Raw genomic sequence first — 17,286 nt, 5'->3', positions numbered from 1 at the left:
CGGTGCAGCACGACCCTTGGCGGCCTTGTAGTGAGTGATATCAACCTGCCCGTGATCCTGTTTGCGGCCTTCCTTGCCTCTGGCAGTCCCGGCCCCGCAACCCTTGCCATTGCTGGCACCTCGATGGCGTCAGGACGGCGCAGCGGTTTGGCACTGGCATCAGGCGTGACAACGGGATCATTTATGTGGTCAGTCGCCGCCGCCTTTGGCTTGGGCGCTGTGATGGCAGCCAATGTCTGGGTGTTTGAAATCATCCGTTACGTAGGTGCGGGGTATCTTGCGTGGCTGGCGTTCAAATCCGCCCGCTCTGCATGGCTGGGCAGCAAGCTCGTGGCCCGCGACATGGCTGTTACGACCCCGCGACGGGCCTATGCCAAAGGCTTGGCGCTGCATCTGACAAACCCCAAAGCGGTGCTATTCTTTGGCGCGCTTTACGCGATCGGAATCCCGCCCGGAACAGCGCCTAGCGCCCTGATCACCGTCATTCTGGCGATTGGGCTGCAAAGCACCATCATGTTCCACCTTTATGCGCTGATCTTTTCCTCCAAACCGATGGCAGCCGCCTATGTGAGCGCGAAACGGTGGTTCGAGGGGTTCTTTGCCCTGTCATTCGGTGCCATTGCATTCAAGGTTCTGACGGCCAAAGTCGACTGAAAGACAACGCGACAGGAATACCCCCAATACCTTGCCAAGCTGCGCATTCGCAGGACATTGGGGGTATGAAGTGTTCAGATCAAAGACCGGACCCTTCAATAGCTGTAATCAGCGTAAATCCGGCCAATGTCCCCCTGCCACTTGCCATGGTAGTCGTCCAGCAGTTCGTCGGCGGGCACCCTGCCCGTTTCGACGCTTTCTTTCAGCGCATTCAGGAAATGGGTTTCATCAGGCACCAGACCACCTGCACCGGTTTTGGCGCGGGCCCTTAACCCTGCTTCGGACAGGATAAGCGCCTCGTGGGCGATGTCGTGCATGTTGATGCCCGACACCTTGGCCTGCAAGCCATCAATCGACGCCGCAGTGCGCAACGCGTCATGCTGTGCCGGTGTCCAGTCCTTAACCAGATCCCAGGCACCATCCAGCGCATTCTGATCATACATCAGGCCAACCCAGAACGCTGGCAAGGCACAGAGCCGCCGCCACGGGCCGCCATCCGCCCCGCGCATTTCGATGAATTTTTTCGCCCGAGCTTCGGGGAATGCGGTGGTCAGGTGGTCGGCCCAGTCACTTAGCGTCGGCATCTCGCCGGGAAGGGCCGGCAGCTTGCCTTGCATAAAGTCGCGGAACGACATGCCCAGCGCGTCAATATACTTGCCATCACGATAGACAAAATACATCGGCACATCGAGGGCATATTGCACCCAGCGTTCAAACCCGAACCCCTCTTCGAAGACAAACGGCAGCGTGCCGGTGCGGGCCGCATCCAGATTACGCCAGACCATCGAACGCAGGGATTTATACCCGTTCGGCTTGCCCTCGAAAAACGGTGAATTGGCAAACAGCGCTGTCGCCACAGACTGCAACGCGATTGCGACGCGCATTTTCTGCACCATGTCGGCCTCGGATGCGAAATCCAGATTGACCTGCACAGTGCAGGTCCGGCGCATCATTACCCGCCCCATGGACCCGACACGGCCCATGTAATCATTCATCAGTTTATAGCGCCCCTTGGGCATCAGATCCATCTGTTCGTGGGTCCATTCGGGCGCAGCACCCAGCCCGATCCAGCCTGCACCAATTTCGTCGGCCACAGACTGCACTTCGCGCAGATGGGTGTTCACTTCGTCGCAGGTTTCATGGATCGTTTCGACCGGCGCGCCGGACAGCTCAAGCTGGCCACCCGGTTCGAGCGAAATATTGGCCCCGTCTTTTTCAAGCCCAATCAGCTTGCCGCCCTCTTCGACCGGTGCCCAGTTGTGACGGTCACGCAGACCTTCCAACATCACACGGATCGAACGATCTCCCTCATAAGGCAGCGGTTTCATCGTGTCTTTACAATAGCCGAACTTTTCATGCTCGGTACCGATACGCCAGTCCGCCTTGGGCTTGCACCCCTCAGCCAGATACTCGGCCAGCTGTTCGTGGCGCTCGATCGGGCCTCCGCCGGATTGTGGAATGGACATGGGGCAAAGCTCCGGAATTGGTTGGCATTAGGGGAAAGGGATGGTCGGATTTGGCAAAGGTGTCAATGCAGCAGTGTGCCCGATTGTGCCGTCGCCGGACGTTGCCAGATCACAACTGTGGCATGAGGTTCAGCGCGCAATGTGTTCAGCATTTTTTCGGTTCGCAATCCCGGCAGCGCGGCGAAGGCATCAAACAAGGCATCGGCACCGGCGGCATTGACCGGAATAAGCAACGGCGGCTGGCCCTGCTGGCTAAGCCGCCAATGGGGGGGAAACATATTGCCTTCAAGCGCCAGCCTGTCCATCTCGCGCAGCGCCACCGTACCGCCGGTCAGGGGCCCGAAATAGCTGACCTGCCCTTCGTCTACCTGCACCGCACCGGTGCCATCATCCGCACCGCGAAACCGTCCACGCTGGATTCCGAGCCATGCCAGCAAGAGCCCGCCACCGATTGCCGCGTAACCGGGCACCGCCAAGAGGAACCCCGGCCCCGACACCAGCCAAATGCCCAACACGGCCAGCGCCGCACCGGCAAACCCCTCGTGCCAGCGCCAGATCGCGGCCTTGGCTTCAGGTCGCAGGAAGGTCATGTTTTGACCCTCCAAGGTTCCTTAAGCAATGCAATTTCATAGGCACCAATATGCCGGAAACCGATCGCCTCATAGGCGCGGGCAGCGAATGCAGACGCGGCAAACAAGATCGCTTTGCCGATTCCTTCCAAACACAGCTGATGTAAATGGCGCAGTACGATCTCGCCGCCATAACCGCGTCCCCGGTGTTCGGTCGGAACATAAACACCACCAATTTGGACGGTATCCCGCGTACGTGCATTCAGATTCGACATTGCCACGGGTGTATCATTAACGGTCAACAATCTGGCATCCGGATTTGCCGTGAACGTCAATGCCAGATCGGCCAGATCGGTGCCCGGCGGCAACGGCAAACCGCTGTCTTGATGATAGCCCAGAAACCACTTGGTCAGCCAAGCTGCGTTGTCCGGTGAAGGCTTCACAAGCAAACGCTCTTGCAATGGCAACGGCATCAACTCATCCAGACTCAACGCATAGAGCGGCTCTTGCACGCGCAGGGCGAAAGCCACCTTGTCGCAACCAATCCCGGTCAACATCGTCGATACTTGCCCTGGGTCACCCGTCATACCGACTATTGTCCGGCCGTTCAGCATCTTTGCCACCGCCTCAAAGAACAACATCGGTGCATCGGGTGCCTGACACATCAGGTATCCGCTGTTGGTGATCCCCGCGACAGCCTTGATCCCATTTGTGTCTTCAGACAAATAGAACTTAGTGCCGTGTCTGTGTTCGCGGTCCTGCGTACCATAGGCTGAAAGATTGCCGCGCAAAAACATTGAGCTGGCTGCATACCGGCTTAGGAATTTGTCCATCGCACCAGCGTCTGCCTCGGTTGCACACCGTATCATCCCCAATCCCCCAGCTTTTGCTGCCAGATCGTCAATGCAGCAACGGCCGCCGTATCTGCCCGCAGAATACGCGGCCCCAAGGTTACCGCATCGGTAAACTCTGCCCTGTGCAGCTTGCCCCGTTCGCGGTCGGAAAATCCGCCCTCCGGTCCGATTAGAATCGCCCAAGGGCCCGGCTGCATAGGCAGTTCCGATGTCGCCCCTGCCAATGCCTCGTCACAAAACATGATCTTGCGAGATGTGTCCCAGCCGTCCAGCAGACGGTCGAACTTTACAGCCTCGGCCACTTCGGGCACGAAAGTGCCGCCACATTGCTCTGCCGCCTCAACGGCATGGGCCTGCAATCGGTCACGCTGAACACGGCCCGAATTGGTAAACTCGGTCATCACCGGCACAATCCGCGCCGCGCCCATTTCGGCGGCTTTTTCGACAATGAAGTCGGTGCGCGCCTTTTTGATCGGCGCAAACAGCAGCCAAACGTCCGGCGGCATTTGCAAGGGCCGCGTCTGTTCGACGCAGTGCAGCGTGCCGGCGCGCTTGCCTGCATGGGCAATTTCAGCCCGCCATTCGCCATCGGTTCCGTTAAACAGCAACACCTGTCCGCCAACGGACTGCCGCATCACCCCAAAAAGGTAATGCGCCTGCCCTTTGTCCAAAGGAACCGATTGCCCAACCCCTAGGGGGTGCTCTACATAAAGTCTGATCTTAGCGTTCATGAGACCGATATATGCAAGAGACACCCACATCACCAGATGCACCTGTCGCAGATGCTGCAGCAGACAATTGGGTAGACCGTTATGCACCGCCGTTTGCCCGCCCCTTTTTGCGGCTGAGCAGGGCGGACAGGCCGATCGGCACCTGGCTTTTGCTATTGCCTTGCTGGTGGGGGCTGGCGCTGGCGATCCTTTATGATCAAAGCCCACGTTGGGAAGATATCTGGATCTTTATCGGCTGCGGCATCGGTGCCTTTCTGATGCGCGGGGCGGGGTGTACATGGAATGATATCACCGACCGCCATATAGACGGTCAGGTTGAACGTACACGGTCTCGTCCGATCCCATCCGGTCAGGTCTCGGTCGAGGCGGCTGTTGTATGGATGGTACTCCAGACCCTGATGGCAGCGGTGATTCTGTTTACCTTCAATATTGCGGCAATCGGGTTGGGGTTTCTGTCGCTGCTGCTGGTCACAATTTACCCCTTTGCCAAACGGTTCACCTGGTGGCCACAGGTGTTTTTGGGGCTTGCCTTTAACTGGGGCGCACTTCTGGTCTGGACCGCACATACGGGTATGCTGCATCCCCCTGCCATCCTGATTTATGTCGGCGGCATCGCATGGACCCTGTTTTACGACACCATCTACGCCCATCAGGACAAGGACGACGACGCCTTGATCGGGGTTAAGTCAACCGCCCGCCTGTTCGGGGACCGATCTGCACAATGGCTGCGCCGCTTTCTGGTGATGACGGTCGGTTTCTTGGGGCTGGCTGTGATCTTTAGCACCATGCCGAATGCCTCGCCGCTGGCACTGGTGATTGCCCTTGCCGGGCCTTGGGCAATGGGCTGGCATATGGCCTGGCAACTGCGCGGTCTGGACATCGACAATGCGGCAAAGATGCATCAATTGTTTCTTGCGAACAGGGATACCGGCATAATCCCGCTGCTGTTTTTCGCAATCGCCCTGTTCGTGTGATTGCACCCCCGACCTGCGGGGCGTATCAACCACTTAGTTCCAACAGGGTATAATCGGCACATGCGTCTGTCTTCACTCCTTATCATCGCCATGACCTTTTTTGCGGCTGCAATCGTGTCCCTTGTCGCGGCCAACTTCAGTGTGAAACTGATCGAGGAAACATCCGAAATCGGCGTCCGCGATGCGCTGGACAACGAAGGCATGACATGGGCCGAAGTGCAGGCTGACGGGCTGCAAGTGAAACTGGCCGGTATCGCCGCCACGGAAGCGGTGCGTTTCAAGGCCCTGACCACAGCCGGTTCCATTGTCGATGCCGCCCGGGTGATTGACGAAATGGAAGTGGAAGCACAGGCCGCCCTTGCGCCACCCCGCTTTTCTGCCGAGGTTCTGCGCAACGACAGCGGCATTTCGATCATCGGGTTGATCCCCGCCACATCTGACCGCGAAGCAGCCGTTGAACGGTTCTCTGATATCGTCGGTGAGGAAAACGTCGCCGATTTTCTGGAACAGGGCGATTACCCCGCACCTGAAGGTTGGGAGGACGCGCTGGCCTTTGCAATGACCGCGATGACGCAACTGCCCCGCGCCAAGGCCTCGGTCGAGGCGGGCCATGTTTCGATCACCGCAATTGCTGACAGCTCAGAAGCCAAGGCCGCGATGGAGAACAAACTGAACCGCAGCCTGCCGCCCAGTGTTGAACTGGTGCTGGATATTGCCGCCCCGCGTCCGGTGCTGACGCCGTTTACCCTGCGCTTTATCAAGGATGAAGAAAGCGCAAGGTTCGATGCCTGCTCGGCGGATTCAGAAGCCGCCCGCGATCGGATCCTTGCCGCCGCGATCAATGCAGGTGTCGCCGACACGGCGCGATGTACCGTTGGCCTTGGCGTTCCAACACCGCGCTGGGCCGAGGCCGTCGAACAGGCGATAAGTGCGGTGCAGCGGTTGGGCGGCGGCACAGTAACCTTTGCTGACGCAGACATCACATTGGTTGCCCTGCCGGGCGCAGATCAATCTAGTTTCGACCGCGTCGTCGGTGAGCTGGAAAACAGCCTGCCCGAGGTTTTTGCCCTGCACTCGAAATTGCCCAAGGTGCCTGACCCGAACGAAGGTCCGCCCGAGTTTACCGCCACCCTCAGCCCGGAAGGGCAGGTCCAGCTGCGCGGCCGTGTCAGCGATGTCGCCCTGCGTGAACTGGCCGAAAGCTATGCCAAGGCGCGTTTTGGCTCGGACAAGGTTTATACTGCGGCCCGTATCGCAGAGAACCTGCCGGCGGACTGGGCTCCACGCGTGCTGACCGGGCTTGAAGCGCTTTCGGGCTTGAACAACGGGTCCGTCACCGTGACGCCTGATGATCTGTCTGTCTCTGGCAACACCGGCAACCCCGATGCCAGCTCGGAAATTGCCGCAATGCTGGCCGGAAAACTTGGTGAGGGCGCAGAGTACGACATCGACGTCACCTATCAGGAAAAGCTTGATCCGGTGCTGGGTCTGCCCTCTCCCGATGAATGCGAGGCCGAAATTGGCGCGGTGTTAAAGACCGGCAAGATCAATTTTGAACCCGGCTCCGCCACAATCGACGCATCAGCCCTTGGGGTGATGGATGAAATCGCGGAAATCCTGCGCCGCTGCGGCGATATCCCGTTGGAGATCCAAGGCTATACCGACAGTCAGGGCCGCGAAGCAATGAACCTCGCCCTAAGCCAAAGCCGCGCACAATCTGTTCTGAACGAGCTGCGCGCACGGCAGGTTCTGACCGGTACGTTCACCGCCAAGGGCTATGGCGAAGACCATGCCATCGCGAGCAACGACACCGAAGCTGGCCGCGAAGCCAACCGGCGCATCGAATTTAAGCTGGTGCGCCCCGATACAGTGGCCACTCCGGAACAAACAACGCTGGAATCTATCGCCCAATCAGGCGATACAGACGGCGATTCGACAGAGCAAGGCACCACAGATGAGTAGAACCGAATTTGTCCTTGCGACCGCGATTGTCCTATTTGTTGCATTCTGCCTGGGGTGGTTTGCAAACTGGCTGCTGCACCGGTTTACCCGCGTGGCAGCCGGCGATGTCGCCGAGCTGGACCGGATGAGCCAGGAACTTCACGAGGCCGAAGAAACCCGTGATCAGGCAATTACCTATCTGCAACAGCGCGAGGCAGAGCTGACAAACCAGCTGTCCCAGACCGAAGCAGAACTGGGCGCGGCCATGGAAGGGCTGCGCGATGCGCGCCGCGAAGCAGAAGAGCTGCGCGGTTATATCGAAAACCAATCCGCCCCCGCCGCCGGCGAGATCTTTTCCAGCAAACGCTGACGCGCTACCAGCGCTTAAGTGCCTCCTCATCGACAGTTTTCGACTTAACCCAGTCTGCACCTTTTACGGTAATCTCGCGCTTCCAGAAGGGGGCCCGCGACTTGAGATAGTCCATCAGAAACTCGGCCCCTTCAAAGGCGGCCCTTCGGTGACGGGCCGCGGTGGCCACCATCATGATCATCTCGCCTGGAACCAATCGCCCGTAGCGGTGAATGACCAAAGCGTCCCCCAAGTCAAAACGTGTCACGGCCTGCGCAGCAAAATCGCGCAACGCTGCCTCCGTCATGCCGGGATAATGTTCGATTTCCATGGCTTCCAGCGGGTCATCCGGCAAATCCCGCACCACGCCGGTGAAAGTCACGATGGCCCCCATGTCGCGATGACCACGGGCGAAATCCGCGCTCTCCTGTCCCAGATCAAACGGGGCCTCTTGCACCAGAACGCGCATGTTCTAACCGCCTGTCATCGGCGGGAAAAACGCAACCTCGCGCGCGCCTTCCAGCGATGCATCAAAATCTGTCAGGGTCTGATCCACAGCCACCCGTAGGGCGGAGAGATCCGAAAACGCCAACTGATAGCGTTCCTCGCGGGCTTTCAGCTCCTCGACCAGCCCGGCCACAGTATGCGCTGTGGTTTCGATTGTCTCACGCGGCATCCCGATGCGTTCACGCACCCAGGCAAAATACAGAATATCCATCACCGTCCCTCTTTCAGATGTGGCAGAGCTTTAAGCAGGTAATCAATCCCTGTGATCGCCGTCAACGCCGCTGCCAACCACAACAGCCACAGCCCAATACGCCCCGACCATTCCATGCCGGTCAACTTCCAGCCCAGCCCCAGAACATCCTCTTGGGAACCCTCAAGAATGGCGGAAATCAGGTCTTCGTCCATGCCGAAAACAGACATGCCAAGATAATGCTCGAAAACACCTTGACCGAAAAGCACCGCAATCGCTGTCATCTGGAATGTAGTTTTCCATTTCGCCAGATAGGTCACTTTCAACGTGCCCGACACATCCCCCAGGAACTCGCGCAGGCCCGACACAAAAACCTCGCGGAACAGAATAACTGTCGCCGGCAGCACCAGCCAGGCAGACCAGCTGGAAAACGCTATGATCACCATCAATGCAATCACCACCATCGCCTTGTCCGCAATTGGATCCAGCATCGCGCCCAACTTGGTCTCCTGCTTCCAGGCCCGCGCTAGATACCCGTCAAACCAATCGGTCACCGCTGCCGAAACGAATAACAACAGGGCAAACCAATCCGCGTAAGGCCGCGTAAAATACAAGAACATCACCGCCACCATTGGCGCGGCGATCAGACGTAAAAACGTCAAGGCATTTGGCAAATTCCACATCATGTCGGCACCCTACAGCGCCCTTCGCCCATGTAAAAGCACCAACGCGCCTCCTCTTTTTGGCCTTAAATACTGTCCGCACCCACGGCCCGCGCCTGCGCGCGCTATGGCCAACTTCCTAACCCCGTTCATGGAAATAGGCATAGATCGTTTCGGCCAAAGCATCCGACACCCCGCTCACCGCCTTGAGGTCCGACAAATTGGCCCGTCCCACTGCCTTGGCCGACCCGAAATGCGCCAGCAGTGCCCGTTTGCGCGCAGCCCCCACGCCCGGAACATCGTCCAGCGGGGTCGCCCCGACGGCCTTGGCCCGTTTCGCACGGTGTGTCCCGATGGCAAACCGGTGTGCCTCGTCACGCATCCGCTGCACGAAATACAGCACCGGATCATTGTGGCGCAGCGCCATGGGCCGCTTGCCGACACGGTGGAACTCTTCTTTGCCGGCGTCACGGTCCACCCCTTTGGCGACCCCCACCATCGGAATATCCTCAACCCCGTATTCCCGCATGATCGACGCCACGGCGGAAACCTGCCCTGCCCCGCCGTCAATCAACAGCAGGTCCGGCCAATGGCCTTCCTTGCGGTCCGGGTCTTCCTTCAAAAGCCGCTTGAACCGGCGCTGCAACACTTCTTTCATCATGCCGAAATCATCACCCGGGGTCAGCTCATCCCCACGAATATTGAACTTGCGGTACTGGTTCTTGATCATCCCATCCGGTCCGGCGACCACCATCGCACCCACCGCATTAGTACCCTGAATATGCGAGTTGTCATAAACCTCAATCCGCGCAGGCGGCGCAGGCAGTTCAAAAGCCTCCGCCAGCCCCTTCAACAGTTTTGCCTGTGTCGCTGTCTCGGCCATTTTGCGCGCCAGCGATTCGCGCGCATTGCGCAGCGCACCATCGACCAGTTCGGCCTTTTCGCCGCGCTGGGGCACCAGCAATTCAACCCTACGCCCCAGTTTGCCTGACAAAGCATCCGCCATTAGATCAGGGTTTTCAATCTGGTTGCTTAGGATCAGCTGCGGCGGCGGATCACGTTGATCGTAAAACTGACCGATAAAGGCCTCAAGCACCTCGGCCGCATCTACATCCGCCCCCACCCGCGGGTAATAATCCTTGTTACCCCAATTCTGATTGGCGCGAATAAAGAACACCTGCACGCAGGCCTGCCCGTCCTGCATATGCAACCCAATCACGTCAGCCTCTGACACGCCCTTGGGGTTGATCCCCTGCGCCGTCTGCACCTGAGTCAGCGCCTTGATACGATCGCGCAACGCCGCCGCACGTTCAAATTCCATCTCTTCAGAGGCAGCATTCATCTCGCTGGCCAGCCGTGCCTGAATATCTGTCGTTTTGCCCCCCAGAAAACGCTGCGCATCGCTGACGGTCTGGCGGTATTCCTGCGGGCTTACTTTGCCGACACAGGGCGCTGAACATCGTTTGATCTGGTATTGCAGGCAGGGGCGTGTGCGGCTCTCGAACATGGCGTTGGAACAGTCGCGCAGCAAAAAGACCCGTTGCAGCTGGTTCAATGTGCGGTTCACAGCGCCTGCACTGGCAAACGGGCCGTAATAGGCACCCTTCTCTTTTTTCGCACCGCGGTGTTTCTTGATCTGGGGATACTCGTGATCTGCGGTCACCAGAATATTGGGAAAGCTCTTATCGTCCCGCAACAATACGTTGTACTTGGGTTTCAGCTGCTTGATCAGGTTCTGTTCCAGCAACAGCGCTTCGGTCTCGGTTTTTGTGGTCAGAAACATCATCGAGACGGTATTCGAAATCATCCGCTCAATACGTCCGGAATGCCCGGTAGGGCGCGCATAATTGCTGACCCGCGCCCGCAAATTGCGCGCTTTGCCCACATAGAGAACACGGCTTTCGCCATCCAGCATCCGGTAAACCCCGGGCGACGCATCAAGCGTCTTGAGGTAGCTCTGGATGACCTCGTAGCCCTGAGGTTTTGTCTGACTCTGTTCCGTCATCGACCGCCTGATTCTCCGTTTGCGCTGCACTATGCCTGTGGTGGCAACAAGAGCTAACCTGTCCACCGAACCTGTGGATAACTCTGCGGGTAAGTTTGGGTGGATCTGAATTTATCGTTGTATTTGGCAGACTTCATTGGAATGCCTAATTTTTAGGCACATATATAACCGTTTGAAAAGTATTAACAAATTATTAACGACTTTCCAACCCTCTGAAAACACGGGTTAATTGTAACGGTTTTGTGTTCCCCCAACGCCCCCGTGTAGAACTTTCCTAGCGTCACCCTATTCGACCCCGACAATGTCCGGCGTCTGCCAGCCAAGGTGCTGACCGCCATCCACACAGAGCAATTGTCCCGTTACCGCAGGCGCATCCAGAAAGTACCCCAAAGCGGCGGTGATATCGGCAGGGTTCGCCCCCCGTTCCAACACGGTATTGGTCCTTTGGTTTTCAAAATGGGCGTCCGACTGACGCGCGCCCTTCAGCGTTGGCCCCGGCCCGATCGCATTCACCCGGATCGCCGGCGCAAGGGCGCGTGCGGTGGTCTGGGTCAATGCCCAAAGTCCCATCTTCGCAAGGGTATAGGTCATGAACTCGGGCGTCAGTTTGCGCACCCTCTGGTCCACCATATTGATGATTAGCCCGCTGGCCTGCGGCTCGCCCATAGCATCGGGCGATGCTGCCAGCCCCTGCGCGGCCATGGCCTGCGTCAGTACAAAAGGCGCACGCAGATTGCTGTCCATATGCCGGTCCCAGCTGTCACGGGTCGCTGTTGCCACCGTATCGTACTCAAAGATCGAAGCGTTGTTCACCAAACAGGTGATCGGCCCGCCCAGAGCCGCCGTGGCCTGCCCGAACAGCTCGCCTGTCGCCGTCTCGCTCAGTAGATCAGCCTGCAAGGCAACCGCGTTACCGCCCGCCGTCTTGATCTGTTGAACCACATCATCCGCGCCAGTGCTGCTGCTGGCGTAATGCACAGCAACCTCAAACCCACGTTTGGCAAGATACAAGGCCATCGCCGCGCCAAGCCGGTGCCCCGCGCCTGTCACAAGTGCCCGCCGCATCAGCTTTCTCCTCAGACCAGAACCAGTACCAGATAAAGCGCATATAGGGCACTCAGCATGACCCCCCAGTTCCGCGTAATATCTTTTTTCAAGAATACAAACGGGATCAGCAACAAAGACGCCCCTAGCATGACCCAAAGGTCAAATTTCAAAAACTCGGGATCGACCGAAATCGGTCCGACCAAACTGGCGATGCCGATGATCGCAAGAAGGTTGAACATGTTCGAACCGATCACACTGCCCAACACAACATCTGCCTGCCGCCGCAACGCCGCCATGACCGTGGTCGCCAGTTCCGGCAACGACGTGCCGATGGCAACCATCGTCAAACCGATAACTGTGTCACTGACTCCGTAGGCCTGCGCGATAAGGGTGGCGTTATCAACCAACAGCCCGGCCCCGACCGGCAGACCGATCAGACCAAGCACCAGAAAGATTCCGATTTGCCATGACGGCATGCTGGGGTCAGCCCCTTCGGGTTCTTCAGGCCCGTCCGCCCCGCACCGGCGGTGTTCACGCGCATCACGTAACTGATCGAACAATACATAGGCCAGCGCGCCCAAAAGCACCAAACCGGCAAGCCAGTCGAACACCCCCCGAAATGCCAACCCGATAAACAGCAAGCTTGCTGCAATCATGAAATTATAGCTTTTGCGGGTGTCGCATTGCGACGTGTGCATGGTTGCCAACAAGGCCGGAATACCCAACACCAACAGAATGTTCGCGGTGTTCGACCCGACAACATTGCCAAGCGCAAGACCCGGCGCTCCGTCATGAATCGCCTTGATCGAAATCAGCAATTCAGGTGCTGACGTGCCAAAAGCAACAATTGTCAGGCTGACAATCAGCGCCGGTATCCCCAAGCGCAATGCAAGGTTCACTGCCCCTTTAACCAGCGCGTCACCCGCTAATAGAAGGATCACCAGACCCAAACCAGACAAGACCCACGGCATCAACATCAGCCTTTACCCCCACAGGCGCAGGGCCCTTTGCCAATGCGAAATCGGCCACAGGCCGCACATTTGGTTTGTTTCAAACGATTTGAACCCAGCCAGTGCATTTTGCCAAACCAGGCCAAAACACCCATAAACACCAGAAACAAAAGAACAATTTTAGCAACCATCGGTCAAAGACCAAACCGTGCATAGGCTGCGCGTTCCTCAATACCCTGTACTGCGTCCTGCACCACCTGCGTCGAAAACCGCGAAAAGAACCCGCGTTTGACAGCATAAGAGCGGAACCTGACTTTCTTGCCAAAACGCTCTTTCATAAAGGGTTTGAGATGGCCAATACCTTCGATCAACCCCAATTCGGTCGCACGTTTGGCCAACCAGACCTCGCCGGTAAACAAATCCTGATCCTCAGGCAACTTGCCCGCGCGGCGCGCTGTGATGTGATCTTTGAAGTTGCCATGCACATCTTCCAGCAAAGTCTTGAGACGTGCGACATCTTGCGGCGCAGCAGGGCGGAACGGGTCCAGCATACTTTTGGATTTACCCGCTGTATAAACCCGCCGTTCAATGCCGTGGTTAGTGATGAATTCAGAAAGGCCAAAAGACGCGGAAATCACCCCGATGGACCCAACAACCGATGACGGATCGGCATATATCTCGTCTGCCGCCGCCGCCAGCCAATAGCCACCCGATGCTGCAACATCTTCGACGAAGGCGATAACGGGAATGTTCTTTTCCTCGGCAAGCCGGCGAATACGCGCGCCGATCAATGACGATTGCACAGGGCTGCCCCCCGGCGAATTTATCTCCAGCGCCACCGCAGCCGGCTTGCCCTTAGAGAACGCCTTGTCGATCACCGGCCCCAGCGTCGCGTCGTTTAATACCCCGCGCCCCTGCCCGCCGATCACGCCAGAAAGGCGGATCACAGCAACAGTCGGATCAGATTTCAGGAAAGGCAGCCAGTTTTTCATGTAACCTCATGTAGAACGCACAGCCTGCGCAAACAAGGACGCGGGCGTGATTAATCGCGGATGCGCCAGCCGGACCGGAAAATCCACCAGATCACATAGAGGCAAATGCCGGTAAAGACACCGATCGCCAGCAAACTGGTCACAATCGGCACATCTGCCGCCCCATAGAACGCCCAGCGAAAACCGGAAATCAGATAGACCACCGGATTGAACATCGAAATCGATTGCCAGATCGGGGGCAACATAGAGATCGAATAGAACGACCCGCCAAGGAAAACCAACGGCGTTACGATAAGCAGCGGCACGATTTGCAACTGTTCGAAATTCCCCGCCCAAATGCCAAGGATGAAACCAAACAGGGAAAAGCTGATTGCGGTCAGGACAAGGAAAGTCAGCATCGCCAGTGGATGTTCGATACTGAAATCGACGAAAAAGAATGCGGTAATCAGGATAATAACCCCAATGATCAACGCCTTGGTCGCCGCCGCCCCGACGTAGCCCAGCACAATCTCAAGAAAGCTGATGGGCGCGGCCAGCAGTTCGGAAAACGTTCCGATGAATTTCGGGAAATAGATGCCAAACGAGGCATTCGAGATGGATTGTGTGATCACCGTCAGCATGATCAGCCCCGGCACAATGAACGCACCATAGCTCACGCCGTCAACCTCTTGAATGCGGCTGCCAATCGCCGCCCCGAAAACCACAAAATACAGCGAGGTTGAGATGACCGGCGCAAGAAAGCTCTGCGCAATCGTGCGAAAGAATCGATGCATTTCAAATAGATAAATGGAAATCACAGCTGTCCAGTTCATGCGACACCCTCCGCTTCGGTTTTCGAGCCACCCTCGTGGACAAGGTTCACGAATATCTCCTCAAGGCTGGATTGTCGCGTCACCAGATCACGCAACGTAAGCCCCTCTTGCGCAACAGCAGCAAGCAGGGACGTGATGCCGGTCCGCTCTGCACGGGTATCATAGGTGTAAATCAGGGCACCATCCTTCGACAGGCGCAGGTCGTCTGATTGCAGCGCACCGGGGATCTCGCTGAGAGGCGCACTTAGCTGCACCTCCAGTTCTTTCTGTCCCATTCGCGCCATCAGTTTGTCTTTGTCCTCGACCAACATCAACTCGCCCTTGGCGACCACACCCACACGGTCGGCAATGGCCTCGGCCTCTTCGATGTAATGGGTTGTCAGAATGATCGTCACACCGGCCGCTTTCAACCCGGCCACAATTTCCCACATGTCTTTACGCAATTCAACATCGACGCCGGCCGTGGGCTCATCCAGGAACAGCACTCGCGGATCATGAGACAACGCCTTGGCGATCAACACGCGGCGCTTCATACCGCCCGACAGTTCCCGGATCTGACTGTCTTTCTTGTCCCACAGAGATAACTGGCGCAGCACCTTTTCCATGGTGCCGTCGTCGCCGGACCGACCAAACAGTCCGCGCGAGAACCGCACCGTGTTGATGACCCGTTCAAAAGGTTCCAGATTGATCTCTTGCGGGACCAACCCGATCATCGCACGTGCTGCGCGATAGTCATGGACAATGTCATGCCCGCCCACCGAAACGGAGCCGGAGCTGGCCGTAGTGATACCGCAAACCGTTGAAATTAATGTGGTTTTACCAGCACCATTTGGCCCCAGCAACGCCAGAATTTCACCTTCCCGAATGTCGAGATTGACACCCTTGAGCGCTTCAAAGCCACCTTTATAGGACTTCTTGAGGTTTTTTATCTCGACTATGTTTCTCATGCTGCCGTCCTTGTTCCGCACAACACCCTAAACCGGATGCCACTGAGTAAACAGATGGGTTCAGTCTTTGGTGCGCCCGAACCAGCCTTTTTTTGCAGGGTGGTCTTCGGCTGCCCCGGCTTCAGGATCAGTAGGACCTTCCAGCGCGGATTGCAGGTTCTGGAAAAACTGGTCCGCCATCTTTTTCGCAAAACCGTCAATGATCCGGCTACCCAGCTGCGCCAGCTTGCCGCCGACCTTGGCTTCGACATCATAGCTCAGCTCGGTGCCGCCATCCTTGGCTGCCAGCCGCACGTCGGCCCCGCCTTTGGCAAACCCTGCCGCCCCGCCCTTGCCCGCGCCGTCGATTTTCAACGACGTATCCGGCACCAGATCGGAAATCGCGACTTCCCCCTTAAAGGTCGCCTTCACCGGCCCGACTTTTTGCACCACAGTGGCGCTAAATCCATCCTCGACTGAACCGGTTACTTCCTGCGCACCCGGGACACAATTCTTCAGAACCTCAGGGTCCAAAAGCGCGGCATAGACCTGTGCAGGCGGAACAGCGATCTGGCGGGTGTCGGACATCTGCATGGGGAAGCTCCTAAATTTTCACGCACTCAGGCGATCTGGACCACGACTTTGCCCGTGGCTTTGCGGGTACGCAAGAGATCAAGCGCGTCATTCGCACGATCCAGCGGCAACACGTTGCTGATATGTGGGGTTAACTTGCCTGCAACATACCAGTCGAAAAGCGCTGCAAAGCTATCGGTCAGCACAGAGGGGCGCAGTTTGGCGTAAGCGCCCCAGTACACGCCCATCACGGTCAGGTTCTTAACCAGCAGAATATTGGCTGGGATTTGCGGCACCTCACCCGACGCAAACCCAAGCGGCAGCAACCGCGCTTCGGGATTGCAGGCGCGCAGGGCCGCTTTGAACTGATCACCGCCTACAGGATCATAAACCACGTCCGCACCGCCCAACTCTTTGACGATAGCGCGCAGGTCATCCGTTTCTGAATCAACCAGATGATCCGCACCGGCGGCCCTGCAAATCTCCAGCTTTTCCGCCCCACGCGCTGAGGCGATCACCTCGGCCCCCATCAGTTTTCCCAATTCAATCGCGGTCAGCCCCACACCGCCAGAGGCCCCAAGCACCAGCAAACGCTCCCCCGGCTGCAATCCCGCCCGATACCCCAGCGCCACGTGGCTGGTGCCATAGGCAATAAGAAAGGCCGCAGCATCAGCGGACGACATCGTGTCCGGGATCGGCACACAGATATCCGCCGGCAATGCCGCGTATTCGGCCAAGCCGCCGACCCCTGCATAGGCCGCAACGCGCTGTCCTTCGGCTAGTGTGGTAACACCGGCGCCAACCGCCGTAACGGTTCCAGCCAGTTCCATTCCGGCAGTGAAAGGTAAAGGCGGCTTTTCCTGATAGGTTCCCTTGATCATCAAGGTATCGGCAAAATTCATCCCGCAGGCGTCAATTTTTACCAAAACTTCGCCCGCCTTTGGCGTCGGCACCTGAATGTCTTGCATCGACAGCGGTTGATCGTAAGCGATGACTTGCATTGCGCGCATGGGGTCGGTCCTTGTCTGATTAGGCTCGTGCAAAAAGTCAGAGCGCGCCGCGAATGACAAGCCGTGTGCGTGAC

Annotated in this window: 19 protein-coding genes; 4 read left to right on the top strand and 15 right to left on the bottom strand. The window is 57.7% G+C overall.

Translation table 11 applies throughout. The annotated features are described in order from the left end of the window. The first annotated feature begins 30 nt into the window (after positions 1–30). Positions 31–654, top strand: a complete 624-nt coding sequence (locus HKX44_RS14145; protein ID WP_276152010.1) for a LysE family transporter — start codon at positions 31–33, stop codon at positions 652–654. A gap of 95 nt (positions 655–749) precedes the next feature. Here the strand turns inward: HKX44_RS14145 and HKX44_RS14140 are convergent, their stop codons facing one another. The 4 genes from HKX44_RS14140 to HKX44_RS14125 form a co-directional block, all read right to left on the bottom strand. Next, positions 750–2,120, bottom strand: coding sequence for a glutamate--cysteine ligase (locus HKX44_RS14140; protein WP_276152009.1), 1,371 nt, complete (start codon positions 2,118–2,120; stop codon positions 750–752). 62 nt (positions 2,121–2,182) lie between these two features. Further along, entirely contained in the window at positions 2,183–2,710 is a 528-nt protein-coding gene (locus HKX44_RS14135) for a hypothetical protein (protein ID WP_276152008.1), read from the bottom strand. Next, the gene (locus HKX44_RS14130) at positions 2,707–3,558 is read right to left on the bottom strand and encodes a GNAT family N-acetyltransferase (RefSeq protein WP_276152007.1); all 852 of its coding nucleotides are present in this window, start codon (positions 3,556–3,558) and stop codon (positions 2,707–2,709) included. Before HKX44_RS14130 ends, HKX44_RS14135 begins: the two co-directional genes overlap by 4 nt. Further along, entirely contained in the window at positions 3,555–4,274 is a 720-nt protein-coding gene (locus tag HKX44_RS14125; RefSeq protein WP_276152006.1) for a 16S rRNA (uracil(1498)-N(3))-methyltransferase, read from the bottom strand. Before HKX44_RS14125 ends, HKX44_RS14130 begins: the two co-directional genes overlap by 4 nt. An 11-nt stretch (positions 4,275–4,285) precedes the next feature. Here HKX44_RS14125 and ubiA point away from each other — a divergent pair, with 11 nt between their 5' ends. The 3 genes from ubiA to HKX44_RS14110 are packed head-to-tail and all read left to right on the top strand — an operon-like array spanning position 4,286 to position 7,559. Further along, a complete protein-coding gene (gene ubiA, locus HKX44_RS14120; RefSeq protein ID WP_276152005.1) occupies positions 4,286–5,248 on the top strand; it encodes a 4-hydroxybenzoate octaprenyltransferase in 963 nt (320 codons plus the stop codon). 60 nt (positions 5,249–5,308) lie between these two features. Further along, a complete protein-coding gene (locus HKX44_RS14115) occupies positions 5,309–7,210 on the top strand; it encodes an OmpA family protein (RefSeq protein ID WP_276152004.1) in 1,902 nt (633 codons plus the stop codon). Further along, entirely contained in the window at positions 7,203–7,559 is a 357-nt protein-coding gene (locus tag HKX44_RS14110) for a hypothetical protein (protein ID WP_276152003.1), read from the top strand. The genes HKX44_RS14115 and HKX44_RS14110 overlap by 8 nt, the downstream gene beginning before the upstream one ends. Before the next feature lie 4 nt (positions 7,560–7,563). Here the strand turns inward: HKX44_RS14110 and HKX44_RS14105 are convergent, their stop codons facing one another. From HKX44_RS14105 to HKX44_RS14055, 11 genes are all read right to left on the bottom strand, one after another. Beyond that, positions 7,564–8,007, bottom strand: coding sequence for a molybdenum cofactor biosynthesis protein MoaE (locus tag HKX44_RS14105; protein ID WP_276152002.1), 444 nt, complete (start codon positions 8,005–8,007; stop codon positions 7,564–7,566). 3 nt (positions 8,008–8,010) lie between these two features. Beyond that, positions 8,011–8,259, bottom strand: a complete 249-nt coding sequence (gene moaD / locus HKX44_RS14100) for a molybdopterin converting factor subunit 1 (RefSeq protein ID WP_276152001.1) — start codon at positions 8,257–8,259, stop codon at positions 8,011–8,013. After that, positions 8,256–8,921, bottom strand: a complete 666-nt coding sequence (pgsA, locus tag HKX44_RS14095; protein ID WP_276152000.1) for a CDP-diacylglycerol--glycerol-3-phosphate 3-phosphatidyltransferase — start codon at positions 8,919–8,921, stop codon at positions 8,256–8,258. The genes moaD and pgsA overlap by 4 nt, the downstream gene beginning before the upstream one ends. A 115-nt stretch (positions 8,922–9,036) precedes the next feature. After that, positions 9,037–10,902, bottom strand: a complete 1,866-nt coding sequence (gene uvrC / locus HKX44_RS14090; RefSeq protein ID WP_276151999.1) for an excinuclease ABC subunit UvrC — start codon at positions 10,900–10,902, stop codon at positions 9,037–9,039. A 285-nt stretch (positions 10,903–11,187) separates the two neighbouring features. Beyond that, a complete protein-coding gene (locus HKX44_RS14085; protein WP_276151998.1) occupies positions 11,188–11,967 on the bottom strand; it encodes an SDR family oxidoreductase in 780 nt (259 codons plus the stop codon). A gap of 11 nt (positions 11,968–11,978) precedes the next feature. Further along, entirely contained in the window at positions 11,979–12,923 is a 945-nt protein-coding gene (locus HKX44_RS14080) for a calcium/sodium antiporter (protein WP_276152258.1), read from the bottom strand. 170 nt (positions 12,924–13,093) lie between these two features. Beyond that, on the bottom strand, positions 13,094–13,891 hold the full coding sequence (locus tag HKX44_RS14075; protein ID WP_276151997.1) for a S49 family peptidase: 798 nt from the start codon (positions 13,889–13,891) through the stop codon (positions 13,094–13,096). A gap of 50 nt (positions 13,892–13,941) precedes the next feature. After that, on the bottom strand, positions 13,942–14,703 hold the full coding sequence (locus HKX44_RS14070) for an ABC transporter permease (protein WP_276151996.1): 762 nt from the start codon (positions 14,701–14,703) through the stop codon (positions 13,942–13,944). Then, positions 14,700–15,650, bottom strand: coding sequence for an ABC transporter ATP-binding protein (locus tag HKX44_RS14065; RefSeq protein WP_276151995.1), 951 nt, complete (start codon positions 15,648–15,650; stop codon positions 14,700–14,702). Before HKX44_RS14065 ends, HKX44_RS14070 begins: the two co-directional genes overlap by 4 nt. A 60-nt stretch (positions 15,651–15,710) precedes the next feature. Further along, positions 15,711–16,223 carry a carbon monoxide dehydrogenase subunit G gene (locus HKX44_RS14060; protein ID WP_276151994.1) on the bottom strand — a complete coding sequence of 171 codons (513 nt, stop codon included), beginning with the start codon at positions 16,221–16,223 and terminating at the stop codon, positions 15,711–15,713. A 26-nt stretch (positions 16,224–16,249) separates the two neighbouring features. Next, positions 16,250–17,212, bottom strand: coding sequence for an NADPH:quinone oxidoreductase family protein (locus HKX44_RS14055; RefSeq protein WP_276151993.1), 963 nt, complete (start codon positions 17,210–17,212; stop codon positions 16,250–16,252). Between the last annotated feature and the right edge of the window lie 74 nt (positions 17,213–17,286).

The sequence above is a fragment of the Sulfitobacter sp. M05 genome, from assembly GCF_029285175.1.
Lineage (GTDB): Bacteria > Pseudomonadota > Alphaproteobacteria > Rhodobacterales > Rhodobacteraceae > Sulfitobacter.
Note: the sequence above shows the minus strand (reverse complement) of the source record. Positions and strands in the feature narration are given on the sequence as shown.